This is a genomic window from Rhodovulum visakhapatnamense (genome assembly GCF_004365965.1).
Lineage (GTDB): Bacteria > Pseudomonadota > Alphaproteobacteria > Rhodobacterales > Rhodobacteraceae > Rhodovulum > Rhodovulum visakhapatnamense.
This window is the reverse complement of sequence record NZ_SOEB01000001.1, coordinates 335,236-353,578: the sequence shown is the minus strand read 5'-3', so window position 1 is coordinate 353,578 and position 18,343 is coordinate 335,236. Positions and strand designations below refer to the sequence as shown.

16 protein-coding genes and 1 tRNA gene are annotated in these 18,343 nt (G+C 68.7%); 5 read left to right on the top strand and 12 right to left on the bottom strand.

Annotated features, from left to right (window positions below; genetic code table 11):
- The first annotated feature begins 107 nt into the window (after positions 1-107).
- On the top strand, positions 108-1,502 hold the full coding sequence (gene lpdA, locus EV657_RS01650) for a dihydrolipoyl dehydrogenase (protein WP_113669788.1): 1,395 nt from the start codon (positions 108-110) through the stop codon (positions 1,500-1,502).
- A gap of 58 nt (positions 1,503-1,560) precedes the next feature.
- On the opposite strand, the gene EV657_RS01645 is transcribed toward lpdA, so the two are convergent.
- The gene (locus EV657_RS01645) at positions 1,561-1,935 is read right to left on the bottom strand and encodes a rhodanese-like domain-containing protein (RefSeq protein WP_113669787.1); all 375 of its coding nucleotides are present in this window, start codon (positions 1,933-1,935) and stop codon (positions 1,561-1,563) included.
- Between the two features lie 174 nt (positions 1,936-2,109).
- Between EV657_RS01645 and uvrA the strand changes: the two genes are divergently transcribed.
- A complete protein-coding gene (uvrA, locus tag EV657_RS01640) occupies positions 2,110-4,968 on the top strand; it encodes an excinuclease ABC subunit UvrA (protein ID WP_113669786.1) in 2,859 nt (952 codons plus the stop codon).
- Between the two features lie 55 nt (positions 4,969-5,023).
- Here uvrA and EV657_RS01635 read toward each other — a convergent pair whose 3' ends face one another.
- The 9 genes from EV657_RS01635 to EV657_RS01595 all read right to left on the bottom strand — a co-directional run bounded on the left by EV657_RS01635 (position 5,024) and on the right by EV657_RS01595 (position 12,665).
- Positions 5,024-5,599 (bottom strand): hypothetical protein, encoded by a 576-nt coding sequence (locus EV657_RS01635; RefSeq protein WP_134076923.1) that lies wholly within the window; start codon positions 5,597-5,599, stop codon positions 5,024-5,026.
- A 109-nt stretch (positions 5,600-5,708) separates the two neighbouring features.
- Entirely contained in the window at positions 5,709-5,978 is a 270-nt protein-coding gene (locus tag EV657_RS01630; RefSeq protein WP_134076922.1) for an excinuclease ABC subunit A, read from the bottom strand.
- A gap of 219 nt (positions 5,979-6,197) precedes the next feature.
- On the bottom strand, positions 6,198-6,386 hold the full coding sequence (locus EV657_RS01625; RefSeq protein WP_165828126.1) for a YgaP family membrane protein: 189 nt from the start codon (positions 6,384-6,386) through the stop codon (positions 6,198-6,200).
- Positions 6,387-6,524: 138 nt separating this feature from the next.
- On the bottom strand, positions 6,525-7,184 hold the full coding sequence (locus EV657_RS01620; protein WP_134076921.1) for a Crp/Fnr family transcriptional regulator: 660 nt from the start codon (positions 7,182-7,184) through the stop codon (positions 6,525-6,527).
- A complete protein-coding gene (gene mmsB / locus EV657_RS01615; protein ID WP_134076920.1) occupies positions 7,181-8,053 on the bottom strand; it encodes a 3-hydroxyisobutyrate dehydrogenase in 873 nt (290 codons plus the stop codon). Before mmsB ends, EV657_RS01620 begins: the two co-directional genes overlap by 4 nt.
- Entirely contained in the window at positions 8,050-9,096 is a 1,047-nt protein-coding gene (locus EV657_RS01610; protein ID WP_134076919.1) for an enoyl-CoA hydratase/isomerase family protein, read from the bottom strand. The genes mmsB and EV657_RS01610 overlap by 4 nt, the downstream gene beginning before the upstream one ends.
- The gene (locus EV657_RS01605; protein WP_075786331.1) at positions 9,093-10,238 is read right to left on the bottom strand and encodes an acyl-CoA dehydrogenase family protein; all 1,146 of its coding nucleotides are present in this window, start codon (positions 10,236-10,238) and stop codon (positions 9,093-9,095) included. The genes EV657_RS01610 and EV657_RS01605 overlap by 4 nt, the downstream gene beginning before the upstream one ends.
- A 723-nt stretch (positions 10,239-10,961) precedes the next feature.
- The gene (locus EV657_RS01600; protein ID WP_113669910.1) at positions 10,962-12,089 is read right to left on the bottom strand and encodes a carboxylate-amine ligase; all 1,128 of its coding nucleotides are present in this window, start codon (positions 12,087-12,089) and stop codon (positions 10,962-10,964) included.
- Between the two features lie 108 nt (positions 12,090-12,197).
- On the bottom strand, positions 12,198-12,665 hold the full coding sequence (locus tag EV657_RS01595; RefSeq protein WP_134076918.1) for a YbaK/EbsC family protein: 468 nt from the start codon (positions 12,663-12,665) through the stop codon (positions 12,198-12,200).
- Positions 12,666-12,759: 94 nt separating this feature from the next.
- On the opposite strand from EV657_RS01595, the gene EV657_RS01590 reads away from it, so the two are divergent.
- The 3 genes from EV657_RS01590 (at position 12,760) to EV657_RS22460 (ending at position 17,326) form a co-directional block, all read left to right on the top strand.
- Positions 12,760-15,564 (top strand): [protein-PII] uridylyltransferase family protein, encoded by a 2,805-nt coding sequence (locus EV657_RS01590; RefSeq protein WP_134076917.1) that lies wholly within the window; start codon positions 12,760-12,762, stop codon positions 15,562-15,564.
- Positions 15,554-15,820 carry a hypothetical protein gene (locus tag EV657_RS01585; RefSeq protein ID WP_075786335.1) on the top strand — a complete coding sequence of 89 codons (267 nt, stop codon included), beginning with the start codon at positions 15,554-15,556 and terminating at the stop codon, positions 15,818-15,820. The genes EV657_RS01590 and EV657_RS01585 overlap by 11 nt, the downstream gene beginning before the upstream one ends.
- A gap of 1,380 nt (positions 15,821-17,200) precedes the next feature.
- On the top strand, positions 17,201-17,326 hold the full coding sequence (locus EV657_RS22460) for a hypothetical protein (RefSeq protein ID WP_256359771.1): 126 nt from the start codon (positions 17,201-17,203) through the stop codon (positions 17,324-17,326).
- 71 nt (positions 17,327-17,397) lie between these two features.
- On the opposite strand, the gene EV657_RS01575 is transcribed toward EV657_RS22460, so the two are convergent.
- Together EV657_RS01575 and EV657_RS01570 are read right to left on the bottom strand one after the other, a co-directional pair.
- Positions 17,398-17,474 (bottom strand) — tRNA-Arg (locus EV657_RS01575).
- Between the two features lie 212 nt (positions 17,475-17,686).
- Positions 17,687-18,076 (bottom strand): response regulator, encoded by a 390-nt coding sequence (locus EV657_RS01570; protein ID WP_134076916.1) that lies wholly within the window; start codon positions 18,074-18,076, stop codon positions 17,687-17,689.
- Positions 18,077-18,343 lie beyond the last annotated feature (267 nt).

Genomic DNA, 18,343 nt, shown 5'->3' with positions numbered 1-18,343 from the left:
CAGGTTGTTACACCGTCGCCCCGCCCGCGGGTGCGGCGGTCCTGCGCGTCGGTTCGGGAAAGCCGCACGCGCGCAAGAGAAAACGGGAACCGGAACAGGGGGGCGCCATGGCCGCGCGTAACTTCGACATGATCGTGATCGGCGCGGGGCCGGGGGGCTATGTGGCGGCGATCCGCGGCGCCCAGCTGGGGCTCAGCGTCGCCGTGGTCGAACGCGAACATCTGGGGGGCATCTGCCTCAACTGGGGCTGCATCCCCACCAAGGCGCTGTTGCGCTCGGCCGAGGTGTTCCACCTGATGCACCGCGCCAGGGAATTCGGCCTGAAGGCCGAGGGCATCGGCTATGACCTGCCCGCCGTGGTCAAGCGCTCGCGCGGGGTGGCCAAGCAGTTGGCCTCGGGCGTCGGGCATCTGCTGAAGAAGAACAAGGTCACCGTGGTGATGGGCGAGGCCACGCTGCCCGAGAAGGGCCGCGTTTCGGTCAAGACCGACAAGGGCACCGAAGAGCTGACCGCCAGGGCCATCGTTCTGGCGACCGGTGCCCGGGCGCGGAACCTGCCGGGGCTCGAGGCCGACGGCAAGCGGGTCTGGTCCTACAAGCACGCCCTGCAGCCGCCGCACGAACCGAAGAAGCTGCTGGTCATCGGCTCGGGCGCCATCGGGATCGAGTTCGCCAGCTTCTTCAACACGCTTGGCGCCGAAACCACGGTTGTCGAGGTGATGGACCGGATTCTGCCCGTGGAGGATGCCGAGATCTCGGCCTTCGCGAAGAAACAGTTCGAAAAGCAGGGCATGAAGATCCGCGAAAAGGCAACGGTCAAACAACTGGATCGCGGTGCCGACACGGTCGGCGCTCATGTCGAACAGAACGGCAAGACCGAGAAGATCGAGGTCGATACCGTGATTTCCGCCGTCGGCATCGTCGGCAATGTCGAGGGGCTGGGGCTTGAGGATCTGGGGGTCACGATCGACCGCACCCATGTCGTCACCGACGATTATTGCCGGACCGGGGTCGAGGGGCTTTATGCCATCGGAGACGTGGCGGGCGCGCCCTGGCTCGCGCACAAGGCCAGCCACGAGGGGGTGATGGTGGCCGAGCTGATCGCCGGCGGCAAGCCGCACCCGATCAGGCCGGGGTCCATCGCGGGCTGTACCTACTGCCACCCGCAGGTCGCAAGCGTCGGGCTGACCGAGGCCCGGGCCAAAGAGAAGGGCTATGAGGTCAAGGTCGGCCGCTTCCCCTTCATCGGCAACGGCAAGGCCATCGCCCTTGGCGAGCCCGAGGGTATGGTCAAGACCGTCTTCGACGCGAAGACCGGCGAGCTGCTGGGCGCACATATGGTCGGCGCCGAGGTGACCGAGCTGATCCAGGGCTATGTCGTGGCGCGCGGGCTGGAAACCACCGAGGCCGACCTGATGCAGACGGTCTTCCCGCACCCGACGCTGAGCGAGATGATGCACGAATCCGTGCTGGATGCCTGGGACCGGGCGATCCATTTCTAGGCCCGGCCGCGGCAGGCCCTCCGTCCTGCGGGGGGCGCCACCGCTCTGTCGGATGGGCCTATTTCTCGACCGGCAGCTTGGCGTTCAGCCATTCGCGGAACGTGCCCATGTTGTAGACGTCGTCATAGCCCATCTTCTTCATCATCCGCGCCGCCAGCAGCGACCGGCTGCCATTCTCGCAATAAAGCGCAAAGCTCTTGGCCGGGTCGAGCGCCGGGTCGAAATGCGGGCTCTTGGCATCGGCCTTGTGCCGGATCATCTGCAGCGGGATATGCAGCGCGCCCTTGGCCTTGCCGAACCGTGCCACCTCGTGGATCTCGCGCACGTCGATCAGCACCAGTTCGCCCTTCTCGGCATGGACACTGGCATCCTTGGCGCGAATCTCCTCGATATAGGGGTAGACCTTTGCCATGAGGTCGAACCATTTGAGCATCGCGCCCTCCTGTCCTGAAAGATTCGGCCGCACTATAGGGGGACCGGCCCGAATGTTAAGCGCGCACGGGGCCGCAGCGCACCCGATGGCGCATGTTCCTGACCTGTTCTCATTTTCCGGTTGGAGATCGCCCCAAGGTCACCTATTTCTTACCCACCATTCCCGGGGGCGACGATGGCCGAGTTGAAACGGATCGAGGTGCGCGGCGCGCGCGAGCACAATCTCAAGAATGTCGATGTCGACATTCCGCGCGACGCGCTGGTGGTGATCACCGGGCTGTCGGGCTCGGGCAAGTCGAGCCTGGCCTTCGACACCATCTATGCCGAGGGCCAGCGGCGCTATGTCGAGAGCCTCTCGGCCTATGCGCGGCAATTCCTCGACATGATGGAAAAGCCCGATGTCGACCATATCAGCGGGCTGAGCCCGGCGATTTCCATCGAACAGAAGACGACCTCGAAGAACCCGCGTTCGACCGTCGGCACGGTGACCGAGATCTACGACTACATGCGGCTCCTGTTCGCGCGGGCGGGCACGCCTTACAGCCCCGCGACCGGCCTGCCGATCGAGGCCCAGCAGGTGCAGGACATGGTCGACCGGGTGCTGGCGATGGAGCCCGGCACCCGGGCCCATCTTCTGGCCCCGGTCATCCGCGACCGGAAGGGCGAATACCGCAAGGAATTCATCGAGCTGCGCAAGCAGGGGTTCCAGCGGGTCAAGGTCGACGGCCAGTTCTACGAGCTGGACGAACCGCCCGCGCTGGACAAGAAATTCCGGCATGACATCGACGTGGTGGTCGACCGGATCGTGGTGAAGGAGGGCATCGGGACCCGGCTCGCCGACAGCTTCCGCACCGCGCTGGATCTGGCCGACGGGATCGCGGTGCTGGAAACCGCGCCCGCCGAGGGCGATCCCGAACGGATCGTCTTTTCCGAGAATTTCGCCTGTCCGGTCAGCGGCTTCACCATCCCCGAGATCGAGCCTCGGCTGTTTTCCTTCAACGCGCCGTTCGGCGCCTGCCCCGATTGCGACGGGCTGGGGGTCGAGCTGTTCTTCGACGAACGCCTTGTCGTGCCCGATGCGGCGCTGACCGTTTATGACGGCGCCATCGCGCCCTGGCGCAAGGGCAAGTCGCCCTATTTCCGCCAGACCATCGAGGCCATCGCCCGCCATTACGGGTTCGAGCGCGACACGCCGTGGAAGGATCTGCCCGCGAAGGTGCAGCAGGTTTTCCTCCGCGGCTCGGGCGACGAGGAAATCCCGTTCCGCTATGACGAGGGCGGGCGGGTCTATCAGGTCACGCGCCCCTTCGAGGGGGTGATCCCCAACATGGAACGCCGCTACCGCGAAACCGACAGCGCCTGGGTCCGCGAGGAATTCGAGAACTACCAGAACAACCGCCCCTGCCAGAGCTGCGGCGGCCACCGTCTGCGCCCCGAGGCGCTGGCGGTCAAGATCGCCGGGCTGCATGTGGGCCAGGTGGTGCAGATGTCGATCCGCGAGGCCCATGCCTGGGTGCAGACGGTGCCCGAGCATCTGACCAACCAGAAGAACGAGATCGCCCGCGCGATCCTCAAGGAGATCCGCGAGCGGCTGGGATTCCTGAACAATGTGGGGCTCGACTACCTGACGCTGGCGCGGAACTCGGGCACGCTGTCGGGCGGCGAAAGCCAGCGGATCCGGCTGGCCAGCCAGATCGGGTCGGGGCTGACGGGCGTGCTGTACGTTCTCGACGAACCCTCGATCGGGCTGCATCAGCGCGATAACGGGCGGCTTCTGACCACGCTGAAGAACCTGCGCGACCAGGGCAATTCGGTGCTGGTGGTCGAGCATGACGAAGAGGCGATCCGCGAGGCCGATTACGTGCTGGACCTCGGGCCCGGCGCGGGGGTGCATGGCGGGCAGATCGTGGCCCGCGGCACGCCCGAGGAAATCGCGGCCGACCCGGCCTCGGTCACCGGGCAGTACCTGTCGGGCACGCGCGAGATTGCGGTGCCGACCGAACGGCGCCCCGGCAACGGCAAGGCGGTGACCGTGGTCAAGGCCACGGGCAACAACCTGCATGAGGTGACGGCCCGCTTTCCGCTGGGCAAGTTCGTCTGCGTCACCGGCGTTTCCGGCGGCGGCAAGTCGACCCTGACCATCGAGACGCTGTTCAAGACGGCCTCGATGCGGCTGAACGGGGCGCGCCAGACGCCCGCGCCCTGCGAAACGATCAAGGGGCTCGAGCATCTGGACAAGGTGATCGACATCGACCAGCGGCCCATCGGCCGCACCCCGCGGTCAAACCCCGCGACTTACACCGGCGCCTTCACGCCAATCCGCGACTGGTTCGCCGGGCTTCCCGAGGCCAAGGCGCGCGGCTATAAACCAGGGCGCTTCAGCTTCAACGTCAAGGGCGGGCGCTGCGAGGCCTGCCAGGGCGACGGGGTCATCAAGATCGAGATGCACTTCCTGCCCGATGTCTATGTGACTTGCGAAACGTGCCATGGGGCACGGTATAACCGCGAAACCCTTGAGATCCGGTTCAAGGGCAAAAGTATTGCCGACGTTCTCGACATGACGGTCGAGGATGCGCAGGACTTCTTCAAGGCGGTGCCCTCGATCCGCGAGAAGATGGATGCGCTGATGCATGTGGGCCTGGGCTATATCAAGGTCGGCCAGCAGGCGACGACGCTGTCGGGCGGCGAGGCGCAGCGCGTGAAGCTGTCGAAGGAACTGTCGAAACGCGCCACGGGGCGGACGCTGTATATCCTCGACGAACCGACCACGGGGTTGCATTTCGAGGATGTGCGGAAACTGCTCGAAGTGCTGCACGAGCTGGTCGATCAGGGCAATACGGTCGTGGTGATCGAGCATAATCTCGACGTCATCAAGACCGCCGACTGGATCATCGATATCGGCCCCGAAGGCGGCGATGGCGGCGGCCGGATCGTGGCCGAGGGCACGCCCGAAGAGGTCGCGGCCTGCGAGGCCAGCCATACCGGGCGCTATCTCAAGGACATGCTGAAGCCGCGCCAGGTCGCGGCCGAATGACCGTTTGCCCCGCGCCTTGCCCCGCGCGCCACCGGACGGGCGCGCGGGGCATGGGTCAGTTCGACATCGCGGCGATCATGCCGACGACGCCCAGCACCGCCAGCGTGTCGGGGTTCACCTTCAGCACGATCCCGTCATTGCGGGTATAGTAGCGCGCGTTCGGGTCGAGCCCGTGGCGTTCGGGATGCGGCATCGGCCGGAAGTCCTTCGGCACATGACGGCCGACCGCCACGCCCTGCGGCATCGGCGCCGGACGGATCTCGCCGCCCTGCGGCGCTTGTCCGGGGTCCCCGGCGCCCTGGGCCGGGCGCGGGCCGGGTTGGCCCATGGCGGGCGATCCGCCGATCTGCATCTTGCCTTGCGGTGCCGGCTGGCCCTGCTGGGGCTTGGCGTTCGGTTTGCCCGGACCGGGCGGCTGGCCGCCGGGAACCGTCTGTTGCTGTGCCCCGGCCTGCGGTTCGCCCTTTCCGGGCGGCTGCTGGCCCCGCGGTTGGCCCCGCGGTTGGTCCTGGGCGCACTGACCGGTCTTCATCGCTTGCCCGGGCGGGCAGCCCTGCGGCTGGGCCTGTGCCAGGCTCAGCCCGGCGGTCAGGGTGATCGTCGCCGCGAGCCCGGTCGTCAGAAGTCGCATCTTGTCCTCCATGATCGGCGTTCCGGGGACGGTACGGCGCCCGGTTCCGGCTCCGTCGGCGGGTCTTGGGCGATGCGCCGGTTTCCGCCGACAGGTCGGACGGCAGGGGTCAGTTGACCAGAGCGTCGGTGGCGCCGATCAGGTTCAGCGCCTTGCGGGTCTCGGGATCGACGCGCACGACCCAGCCGTCGTCGCGCACGCAATAGCTGCCCTGCGGGTCGAGCCGGTGGCGGCGCGGATCGGCGAGATGGCGATAGCGACCGTCGACCGGAGAACCCGCAACGATGCCATGGCCAGGCTCGGCGCCCTTGCGGGCCTGACCATGGGGAACGCAGGTCGGGCTTTTCTTGGCGAGGCCCGGCGTGCAATGCCCCGGCAAGGCGGTGGCGACGGCACGGGCCAGGGCGAAGGCGGCCGGGGCCGCCAGCAGGATCGGACGCCTGCGGGGTCTCCGGTTATGTCTCGGGACAAGACACCCGCGCGGGCAGACGGGTCAAAGCGGTGCCCAAAACTCCGGCCGCTTCGGCGCCGAACCGCTACCGGACTGGCAAAGGGCAGGGCGCTCCGGCGCCCTGCCGCTGTCGTCTTTGCGGGCCTGTCAGTCTTTCTTGCAGGTGTTCAGCCCGATCAGCGAATAGAGCGGACAGGTCGACATCAGCCCCGTGGCAAGCGGCACGATACCGATCAGCAGCCAGTTGCTGTAGCCCAGCAGCGCGGCGATCACCATCAGCGCGCCGATGACGATGCGCAGGATGCGGTCGATGCCGCCGACATTCTTCGAAAGCAGGGATTGCGTGGTCATGGATGGGTCCTCCGATGGGTGGGTCCGACTCGTCCGGCAGCCCCGGACAGGATGGCCCCAGTTTGCCCCGGCCCGCCCGGCCCGTCTGTGACTGTGTCACCCAGCCGCCAGACGTCTGACGGATCACCGGGCCCCGTCGGCGGCGGCAAGCCGGGCCAGACCCGCAGCGTCCTCGATGGTGACGCAGCCACGGTCAAGCCGCACCATCCCCGCCCGGGCCAGCGCGTCGAGCCGGCGCGAGACGACCTCGCGCGCGGTGCCGATCCGGGTTGCGATCTCCTGATGGGTGGCGTGGACCGCGCCATCCGCCGCGCGGTCCAGCAGATCGGCGGCAAGGCGGCTTTCGACCTTCTGGAAGGCCACCCGTTCCAGCAGCGCCATCACCGATTGCAGCCGCTGCGCGAAGGCGCCGAAGACGAAGCGGCGAAAGACCGGGCTGTCGTCCATCAGCGCAAGGAAGATGTCCTTCGGCACCAGCACCGCCTCGCAGCCGGTGGCCGCGACCGCCTCGCCGGTATAGTCCTCGCCGCCCAGAAGCCCCAGCGTCGACTGCACGCAGGATTGCCCCGGCTCGATGGCGTAAAGCAGGATCTCGCGGCCCGTGGGACCGATCAGAAAGACCTCGACCCGGCCGGTCAGAAGGATGGTGAAGCCGCGCGCCGCCTCGCCGGGGCAGAACAGCACCTTGCCCTTCGGCAGGGGACTGACCGGCAGCGTCCCGAGCCGGGCGGCGATGCCCGGCTCGATGCCCGCGAGGCCCTCGGCGCGCGCAAGCCAGCTCATCCGCGGCCGCGTTTCTCGAAGCGGGGCAGCATCGCCGAAAAATCGCGCCCGGCGCCGTCCTCGGCCTCGACGAAGGCTGCGTAAAGCTCGGTCGCGCGGGCGCCCATCGGCGTGTCGGCATCGGCGGCTTCGGCCGCCTGCTGCGACAGGCGCAGGTCCTTCAGCATCAGATCGGCGGCAAAGCCGGGCTTGTAGCCGTTATCGGCGGGGCTTGCCGGGCCGATCCCGGGGGCGGGGCAATAGGCGTTCATGGACCAGCTGTAGCCCGACGAGGTCGAGACCACATCGAACATCTTGTCGCGCTCCAGCCCCAGCTTGTCGGCCAGCGCGAACGCCTCGCAGGTCGCGATCATGGTGACGCCGAGGATCATGTTGTTGCAGATCTTGGCGGCCTGCCCGTTGCCCGAGGGGCCGCAATGGACCGCCTTCTGGCCCATGATGTCGAACAGCGGCCGCACCGTCGCGAAGGCCGCGTCGCTGCCGCCCGCCATGAAGGTCAGCGTGCCCGCCGTCGCGCCGCCGACGCCCCCCGAGACCGGCGCATCGACGGCCATCAACCCGGCTGCCCCGGCCTCGGCCGCCACGGCCCGCGCGCTGTCGACATCGACGGTCGAACAGTCCAGCAGCACCGCGCCCGACGCCATCGCGGGCAGGATCTCGGCCGCGACGGCGCGCAGGATCTGCCCGTTCGGCAGCATGGTGATGACGACCTCGCGGCCGGTCGCGGCGGCGGCGGCGCTTTCGGCCATGGCGACGCCCTCGGGGGCAGGGGCTGTCAGGTCGAAGCCCGTCACCTCATGGCCCGCCTGAACGAGGTTCGCCGCCATAGGCGCCCCCATGTTGCCGAGCCCGATGAACCCGATCTTCATTGCAGTTCCTCCTCCAGTTTCAGCCCGTGTTCGCCCAGCGGCATCAGCATGCGCGCCACATCGGCGCCGGGCACAGCCTCCAGCCCCGCATGTTTCCAGCGCGGCCTGCGGTCCTTGTCGATGATGGCCGCACGGATGCCTTCAAGGAAATCCGAATGCTCCGGCGCGCGATAGGTAAAGCGGTATTCCAGCGCCAGCGCCCGGCGGATGTCGTCCGACCCCTTCAGCCGGTGCTGCATCTCGATGGCGCAGGCCATGGCCAGCGGGCTGTTGCGTTCCATCACCTTCAGCGTCGACAGCGCAAAGTCGGACCCGTCGGCCGTCAGCGCATTGGCGATGTCCAGCAACCGCTCGCCCGCGAAAAGCGCGTCGATCCGGGGTTGCAGCGCGGCCAGCTCGCCGGGCGGCGGGGTCCGGGCCGCGCGGTCGACGGCCTCCCAGTCGCCGGTTTCGACCAGTGCCCCGGTCAGCGCGGGCCAGTCGGCCTCGGGGATGAAGTAATCGGCAAAGCCCGCGAAGATCGCATCGGCCGGGCCCATCCGGCGGCCGGTCACGCCCAGATATTCGCCGATCCGCCCCGGCGCGCGGGCCAGGATCAGCGAGCCGCCGACATCGGGGACGAGGCCGATGCCGCATTCGGGCATGGCGACCTGCGAGCTTTCGCCCACCACGCGGTGCGAGCCGTGACAGCCGACGCCGACGCCGCCCCCCATCACGAAGCCCTGCATCAGGCTGACCACGGGCTTGGGAAACTCGAAGAGCTTGGCGTTCATCCGGTATTCGTCGCGCCAGAACGTCTGGCCATAGGCGTAATCGCCCTTGGTGCCGGTCTCGTACATCACCGCGATGTCGCCGCCCGCGCAGAAGGCCTTGTCGCCCTCGGCGTCGATCAGGATCATCCGGACCTCGGGATCGGGCGCCCAGGCATCGAGCGCGGCCTCGATCGCCAGGCACATGTCGTAGCCAAGCGCGTTCAGCGCCTTCGGCCGGGTCAGGGTGATGCGGCCGATCCGGCCCTCTTTCCGGATCTCGATCTCGCTCATCCGCGCGCCTCCAGCAGCTGGCGCGCCACGATCAGGCGCATGATCTCGTTGGTGCCCTCGAGGATCTGGTGCACGCGCAGGTCGCGCACGATCTTCTCGATGCCGTAATCGGCCAGATAGCCGTAGCCGCCATGCAGTTGCAGGCAGGCATCGGCGACCTTCGATCCGGTCTCGGTCACGAAGGCCTTGGCCATGGCGCAGAACTTGGTGGCATCCGGCGCGCCCTGGTCGAGCTTCCAGGCCGCCTGACGCAGGAAGGTGCGCGCGGCCTGCAGCTCGATCTCCATGTCGGCCAGGCGGAACTGCAGGGCCTGGAACCGGTCGAGGCTTTGCCCGAAGGCCTGCCGGTCGCCCATATAGGCCAGCGTCGCATCAAGCGCCGCCTGCGCCGCGCCCAGCGAACAGGCCGCGATGTTCAGCCGCCCGCCGTCGAGCCCGGCCATGGCATAGCGAAACCCCTTGCCCTCCTCGCCCAGCAGGTTGGCCGCGGGAATGGTGCAATTGTCGAACTGCACCTGCCGGGTCGGCTGGGCGCGCCAGCCCATCTTGTCCTCGAGCCCGCCGAAAGACAGCCCCGGCCGCCCGTCCTCGACCAGAAAGGCCGAAATGCCCTTCGGCCCGGCCTCGCCGGTGCGGGCCATGACGACATAGGCGTCGGAATAGCCGCCGCCCGAAATGAAGGCCTTGGTGCCGGTCAGCGCCCAGCCGTCGGTGCTGCGCACCGCGCGGGTCTTCAGCGCCGCGGCGTCCGAGCCCGAGCCCGGTTCGGTCAGGCAGTAAGACAGCACCGTTTGCATCGACAGCGCCTCGGGCAGCACCCGCGCGCGCATCTCGTCCGACCCGAAGGCGTCGATCATCTTGGCGCACATGTTGTGGATCGACAGGAAGGCCGCGACCGCCGGACAGGCCGTGCTGAGCGCCTCGAAGACCAGCGTTGCGTCCAGCCGGGAAAGCCCCGCGCCGCCAGAGCTTTCGCGGACATAGAGCCCGCCGAAGCCCAGCGCGCCCAGCTCGGGCCAGAGCGTCTTCGGGATCGTGCCCTCGGCCTCCCACTTCCGGGCATGGGGCGCGACATGGTCCGCGCCGAAATCGCAGGCCATGTCAAAGATCGCCGTCTGTTCCTCGCTCAGCGCAAAATCCATGATCGCCGCTCCCCCGTCGCGAAAGAAATGAACACCCGTTTAGTTAGCGACCGGGGAGGGGGTCATGCAAGCGTCTGCGCCAGAGATTTCCTTGGCGTCCATTTCGCAGCCGCCAGAGTCAGGTCTCACACCCGATAGATGGCGGTCGCGGCCAGGGCGCAGGCCGAGAGGAACAGGATTGGCCAGCGGTCGCAGCGGGTGGCGATGCGCCGCCAGTCCTGCAGGCGAGCGAACATGGTCTCGATCCCGTGGCGCAGGCGGCAGAGGTTCGCGGCGTGCGGGATCGGAACCTTGCGACCGATGCGGGAGGCGATACACGGCAAAATGCCCATGTCGATCAGGGCGTTGCGGACCCAGTCGGCATCTTAGCCCCGGTCACCGCGCAGCGTCCCGGCCTGCGGGATGAAAGACGGCAGCGCCCGCGCCCGATGGCGTCCGAGGTCCGGCCCGCCAAGTGGAACAGGATCGGGCGACCCTTCGCATCGGCCAGGACGTGCAGTGTGGAGTTCAGCCCGCCCGTTCTCGGGAAAACGATCCCCCGGATCGTTTTCTGATCTTCGACCTCCGCCCGATCAGGCGGGCACACACCCCTTTTTCGCGGCCATGCTGGTCGCTGTGCGGTGCGCCTTCAGACAGGTCGCATCGATCATTACGGTCTTCTGCGCGCCGTATTCCCGGGCGGGCGCCGTCAGGGGTGCCCGTCTGGCGTTTCACGGCATGCGCTCAGAGATCGGCGCCGAATTCCTCGATCAGCCCCTGGACAACGGCGCGCATCGCGCCCTCGCGGTCGAGGCCCGCGGCGAGCGCCGCCTTGTGGGTCGCGCGCTGGCGTTCGGCGCTGGTGCCATGGGCAATGACATCGCGCGCGGCATTCACCTCGTCGAGACAGCCCAGCACCGCGGCATCGGCCTCGACCAGCTGGATCAGCTCTTCCAGCAGGTCGGCAAAGGGCACCAGTTCCTTGCGGCCGAAATCGACCAGCCCCTCGGACACGCCATAGCGCTGCGCCCGCCAGCGGTTCTCGCCCACCAGAAAGCGCTCATAGACCCTCCAGCGCAGGTTCTCGCCCGCAAGCCGCCACAGCATCCTCAGCGTGCACTGGATCAGCGCGGCCAGCGACAGCGTGTGATCGAGCCGGGGGCACATGTCGCAGATCCGGGTCTCCAGCGTCGGAAACCGGGCCGAGGGGCGCAGGTCCCACCAGATCTTGGTGGCGTCCTCGATCAGCCCCAGCCGGGTCAGCGCCCCGACCGAGCGGTCGTAATCGGACCAGCTTTCGAAGCGCGGCGGCAGCCCGGTCCGGGGCAGGTTGTCGAACACCGTCAGCCGGTAGGAGGCGAGCCCGGTATCGACCCCCTTCCAGAACGGCGACGAGGTCGACATCGCCAGCAGATGCGGCAGGAAATAGGAAAACTGCGCCATCAGGTCGATGCGCTGGTCGGGATCGGGGATGCCCACATGCACATGCATGCCGCAGATCAGCATCCGCCGCGCCACCGCCGCCAGCGCCCGGTCCAGATCGTTATAGCGGTCCTTGTCGGTATGATGCTGGTCCAGCCAGTCGGCCGAGGGATGGCAGGAGGCCGCGATCGGGGCCAGCCCGTAGCTTGCGGCGTGATGCGCCACCGTCGCGCGCAGCCGCCTGAGGTCCTCGCGGGCCTCGGCCACGGTGCGGCAGACCCGGGTGCCGACCTCGATCTGGCATTGCAGGAATTCCGGGGTCACCTGATCGCCCAGATCGGCGGCGCAGGCCTCCATCAGCCCTTTCGGCGCCTGCGCCAGCGCGCAGGTCTCGCGGTCCACCAGCAGGTATTCCTCCTCGATGCCGATGGTGAAATCGGGTGCCGTGATGCCCATGGGTCCCCCTTCCGCCCGGTCCTCGGCACGAGTGTCAGCCGGAAAGGCAGGCTCCCGCAAGCGGCTGTTCGCCACGGGGCCGATGATCCGGCGTCGCAGCGCCTAAAGCGTGAAGTCGGCCGCCTCGGCGCCGGTCAGCCCGGGCAGGACATGGGGGTCGAGCGGGAAGACATGACGGGGCGTTCCGGCGGCGGCCCAGACGGTCTGGAACTCGAGCAGGCGCGGGTCGAGGAAGGCGCGGATCGGGGTCAGATGGCCGACCGGGGCGACGCCGCCGATGGCAAAGCCGGTCTGGGCGCGGATCAGCGCGGCATCGGCCTTGCCCAGCGGCTCGCCCGCCAGCGCCGAGGCCTTGGCGTCCGACACCCGGTTTCCGCCCGCGGTCAGGAACAGGATCGCGGTGCCGCTGTCCTCGCCCCGGAAGATGATCGACTTGGCGATCTGGTCGAGGTCGCAGCCGACCGCCGCCGCGGCCTCTTCGGCGGTGCGGGTCTGGCCCAGCTCGCGGATGTCCGCGGGCAGCCCCGCCGCTTCCAGCGCCGCGCGCACCCGGTTCAGGCTTTTCGACATCGCGTCCTCCTTCGGTCGGCGCGGACTATCGGCACCGCCGCCGCCCGGTGCAACCCCCGTTGACCGGGCCGCCCGCGCGCGGCATCACTCGGCCATGAGCTTCGCATCCCGACTGACCCGCGCGCCCCTTGCCTACGAGCCCGACCGCGCCGCCGAGGCGGCCGACCGCTTCGCCGCCCAGCCGCCCGAGATCCGCGCCCTGCTGGAGGGCACGGCCGGGTGCAGCCCCTATCTCTGGGGGCTGATGACGCGCGAGGCCGACTGGCTGGAGGACCTGCTGGCGGGCACGCCCGAACCGGTCTTCGCGGCGCTCTTGGACGAGGTCCGGGGCCTCACGCTCGACGCGCTCAAGCCCGGGCTGCGCCAGGCCAAGCGCCGCGCGGCGCTGTTGATCGCGCTGTCCGATCTGGGCGGGCTCTGGCCGCTCGAGGCGGTGACGGGCGCGCTGACCGATTTCGCCGATCTTTGCGTCGATGTGACGATAAGGCGGCTGGTCGCGGCCGAGATCGCGCGCGGCAAGCTGCCAGGTCTGACCGAGGCCGATGCCGGGACGGCGGGCGGCATGGTGGCGCTGGCCATGGGCAAGCAGGGCGCGCATGAGCTGAACTATTCGTCAGACATCGACCTGATCTGCCTGTTCGATCAGGACCGGTTCGAAGAGGCCGATTTCCACGAGGTGCGCAGCGCCTTCGTCAAGATCACCCGGCGGATGACCGCGATCCTGTCCGAGGCCACGGGCGAGGGCTATGTCTTCCGCACCGACCTGCGGCTGAGGCCCGACGCCTCGGTCACGCCGGTCTGTCTGTCGATGGAGGCGGCCGAACGCTATTACGAGGCGCTCGGGCGCACCTGGGAACGCGCGGCCCATATCAAGGCACGGCCCTGCGCGGGCGATATTCAGGCCGGCTGGGCCTATCTCGACCGGCTGAGACCCTTCGTCTGGCGCAAGCATCTCGATTTCGCGGCGATCCAGGACGCCCATGACATGCGGCTGAGGATCCGCAGTCACAAGGGCCTGCATGGGGCGCTGTGCCTTGAAGGCCATGACATGAAGCTGGGGCAGGGCGGCATCCGCGAGATCGAGTTCTTTACCCAGACCCGGCAGATCATCGCGGGCGGGCGCGACCCGGACTTGCGGGCCCGGGGCACGGTCGAGGGGCTGGCGCGGCTGGCCGACAAGGGCTGGGTCCCGCGCGAGATCGCCGGGACGCTGAGCGAGGACTACCGCGCCCATCGCGAGGTCGAACACCGGCTGCAGATGGTCAACGACGCCCAGACCCATCTGCTGCCGAATTCGCCCGAAGGGATCGAGCGGATCGCGCGGTTCTGCGGCGCGGCCGAGACCGGGCCCTGGCGCGACGCGCTGGCCGCGCGGCTGCGCCGGGTCGCGGGCCTGACCGAAGGCTTCTTCGCCCCCGGAAAGCCCGCCGAGGATCTGCCCGAGATCCCGGAGACCGCGGCCGGGATCGTCGAACGCTGGCCCGGCTATCCCTGCCTGCGCACCGCGCGGGCGCGCGAGATCTTCCACCGGCTGAAACCCGATCTCTTCTCGCGCCTGACCAAGGCGCCGCGCCCCGACGAGGCCTTCGCCGCCTTCGACGGGTTTCTCGCGGGCCTGCCAGCGGGGGTGCAGCTGTTCTCGCTGTTCGAGGCCAACCCGCATCTGATCGACCTCTTGATCGACATCACCAGCGTCTCGCCGGAACTGGCGCAGTACCTGTCGCGCAACGCCCGGGTGCTGGACGCGGTCATCGGCGGCAGTTTCTTCGAGGCCTGGCCGGGACGCGCGGCGCTGACCGGGGCGCTGGCCGACCGGCTCGGAACGCTGGGCGATTACGAGGCCCAGCTCGATGCCGCGCGGGCCTGGGCCAAGGAATGGCATTTCCGGATCGGGGTCCATTTCCTGCGCGGCCTGATCGATGCCGAGACCGCGGGCGCCGAATATGCCGATCTGGCCGAGGCGGTTCTGGCCGCGCTCTGGCCGAAGGTCGTCGCGCAGTTCGCCGCCAAGCATGGCGCGCCGCCCGGCAAGGGAGCCACGGTGTTGGGCATGGGGTCGCTGGGGGCAGGGGCGCTGACCTCGCGGTCCGATCTCGACCTGATCGTGATCTACGATGCCGACGGGGTCGAGGCCTCGGACGGCCGCCGCCCGCTGGCCTCGCGCGCCTATTACGCCAAGCTGACCCAAGCGCTGGTGACGGCGCTGACCGCGCCGATGGCCGAGGGCCGGCTTTACGAGGTCGACATGCGGCTCAGGCCCTCGGGCAATCAGGGGCCGGTCGCGACCTCGCTGCAGAGCTTTCGCAGCTATCAGCGCGACGAGGCCTGGACCTGGGAACATCTGGCGCTGACCCGCGCGCGGCCGGTGGCGGGCGACAGCGCGCTTGGCGCCGAGGTCGAGGCATTTCGTCAGGCGCTGCTGCGCGACAAGGCCGATGTGGCGCGCACCGTGGCGGGCGTTGTCGACATGCGGCGGCGGCTGGCCGAGGCCAAGCCCGCGAAATCGGCCTGGGACGGCAAGCAGGGGCCGGGCCGGGGCCAGGATATCGAACTGATCGCCTCGGCCGCGGCGCTGATCGCCGCCCACCCCGCGACCTCGGTGCCCGACCAGCTCGATGCCGGGGTCGATGCGGGCTGGCTCGAGGCCCCCGAGGCGCAGACGCTGATTGCCTCCTACCGGCTGCAGCGCCAGGTGCAGGGCGCGGCCAAGCTGATCGCGGATCTGCCGCTCGACCCTTGCAGCCTTGGCGAAAGCGGACGGGCCTTCCTGTTGCGGGGCACGGGGCTGGCCGATGCCGGGGCGCTTGCGGCCCTGCTGGACGACCGGCGCGCTGCGGCGGCCAGGGTGATCGAGGCGGTGATCGGGCGCAGCCCGCAGGAGGACGGGGATGCGGATTGAACTGGCCGACCCGCGCGGGCTGATCCGGGAAGCCTACCGGATCGAGGGCATCGGCCCCTCGGAATGCCGCTCGATCTTTCTTGACTGGGCGCTGGGGCTGCCCGAGACGGTCGACACAAGCCGCGCGCTGCGCAGGCTTCTGGCCGAATACGGCCCCGATGCGCCCGACCATCCGATGACGGCCGTGCTGCGCGCAGGCCTTGCCGAGGAACCCTCCGCCCGCCGTCGGGGCGGCCCGCGCGGCCGACGCAGCTAGGCCGGTACAGGCGCCTCACGCCAGCGGGAGCACGCCGGGGCAAGGCGGCGCCGGGGCCGCTGCGGCGTCCTGCGACAGTCCCACGCCATCCGATGCGGGGCATCGCGGCAGGTCGGAAAGCGCTGGGGTGAGGGGTCAGACCGGTGCAGCCGCAGGCATGGGATCCGATCCGCCGACGGCGATTGTCCGATCCGCCGATCTCGCGGACGGCGTCTTTCCGAAAGGCGCTCCGACCGCGCCCGGGGCGATCCTCGCCCGGATCTCGCCGACCGGTTGCCGCCCGTTCACGGAGGGGCCGAAACACGCGATCGCGGATCACATCGTCACCGAAGCCGCGATGCGCGTCGGGCTTGAAAACGGTCAGGTCTGCACGGCAGGCCCCGGCGATGTGATGTCTCTGCCCACCAACGCCCGGCGCAGTCTTGCCAGCGGGCCCGGGCTCGATCCGGTCCCCGGGCGGGAACCTGATCCTTCCGCCGGACCGGGGCCGGCTGGCGCGGCGCCGCTTTGGCCGCGGGGGCGCCGTCACGCGGCTTCCCCGCGGGTCCATCGCCGCGAAGGCCGGACCCGCTCCCCCGCTGGATGCGTCGCCGCCGCCGCCGGCGATCCGCATCGAGCAGGGTCCTGCCCCCGGGCGCGCGTTCTCGATCTGGTCGCAGGAAATGGCAAGGCGACCCTCGCCCTCGCCCGCCGTCGGCATCGCGTGGCGCGGGCGACGGAACGAAGTCGGTCCCAAGCGCCTGTGTCGAATGGGTGATCCGCAAGGCCTGACGCGAATGCCAGATCCCCGGCAGCGGCGTTCCAGGCGCTGGTGCCGAGGCGGATGGCTGGGCAGAGCGGTCGCCGGGACCTCGCGTCCGCAAGACGGTCCGGGATGGGCTGCAGGGCGTTCCGCTGGAGGCTGCCGTTGATGGCCCGGGCGGCTTCGGTCGCCACCGGTGCGGCATGGCGCAGGAAGGCCTCGGGCGTCCATCCCGACAGCGCCCCCGCGACGTGGATCGCGCCGGGAGGCGCTCCGTCGCGGTCCGCAACCGCGACGCCTATGGCAGGCGGCGGGCGCGGCCTTCTTTCTCAGGCAGTGGGGTGAATGGGAAGCGGCACCCGATCGAGAGCGAGACGCCCCAGACTTTCGCGTCGACTACAGCAAAACGATGTGGACCGTGGCAAATCGCGGTGGCTCGACCTGGCAGGAGACCCTGGCAGGAGGCTTTGCGGTTTTCATGGTGATAGGGTCCATGTCATGCGCCGCGTCGGCAAGCGTACCGCGGGCAGAATGCTCGACGGCAGGACGCGGGACGGGATGCCGGGGCGAAGCGATGACTGAGCGCACCCAGCGACCGATCCACGTCCGAGCGAGGGATGCAGGGGGCGATGTTCGGCGTGAGCCGACCGACCCTCCATCGCTGGCTGAAAGAGGCCGGGGCCGCCATCACGTCCTTCAAGCGCGGGAACATCAGGCTGATCCCGGAGGCCCTGAAAGACCGGCTTGAGGCCCGGAGCCAATGAGAACAGGCTGCTATGCCAGGTGGTTGCTGGCGGGGCGTATCGCCAAATTCCGAAATGTAACAAATGGCGTCTGGCGCACCCGACAGGATTCGAACCTGTGACCTTCGCCTTCGGAGGGCGACACTCTATCCAGCTGAGCTACGGGTGCGTCGTCGGGTCTTTTAGCGTGGCCCCGCAGAGGACGCAATGACCGAAGCGCAGGTTGAAGGCACTCTTTTCGCCGGTTTTCGGGGACGTCCTTCCGGCCCGGCCTGGGGAGGCGGGCGCGGGACGCCGGACCTGACGGTGACCCGGAGCTTTCGCGCCATCCGACAGGGCAGGGGGGCGCACAGCCGCGGCGTGGCGTCCCGGACCGGAGAGCTAGACCATCAGACCGCGCGAGCGCAGCACCTCGGCGACGGTCAGGGTCGTGAATTCCGTCTTCGTCCAGATCGCGACGACATTGGCCGCCTTGGCCTTGGCGCGCATGAAGGGCGAGGGCCAGTCGCTGACCATGACCACGGGGATTCGGCTCCAGCTGCGATGGGCGGACAGTTCGAGTGCGAAATTCGCACCTTTCCCGTCCGGAAGGGAATTGTCGAGGAAGATGATCGAGATCGGCTCCTTGTCGAGGCAGCGCCGTGCCTCGGCGAGGGTGGCGGCAAAGCGCACCTGAATCGACTTGCCATAGGCGGCAAGCTTCCGCTCCATGATCATCCGGTCGAAAGCTGTGTCCTCGACGACGAGGCAAACGGGTTCAGACTGAGTCATCCGGCTGGTCCCCTCTGCCGCTGGTCCCGATGCGGGTGCATATTCTGATTTCGTGAGCATCCCGGGTTCGTGAAATGGAGTGACACCGCCCGACCCCCGCATGGAGACTGACGTTGGGGAAAGCATACCCGAAAATGCCGCAGCGTCGCAGGAGCAAATCAAGAAAATCCGACCGATCGTCGCAAGATCCGACAGGCCTTTGAAATGCGGGTCCTTCACGCGTTTCGCCCGACGGGCTTCGTGCCCGGTCGCAGCCGGTGCAAACGG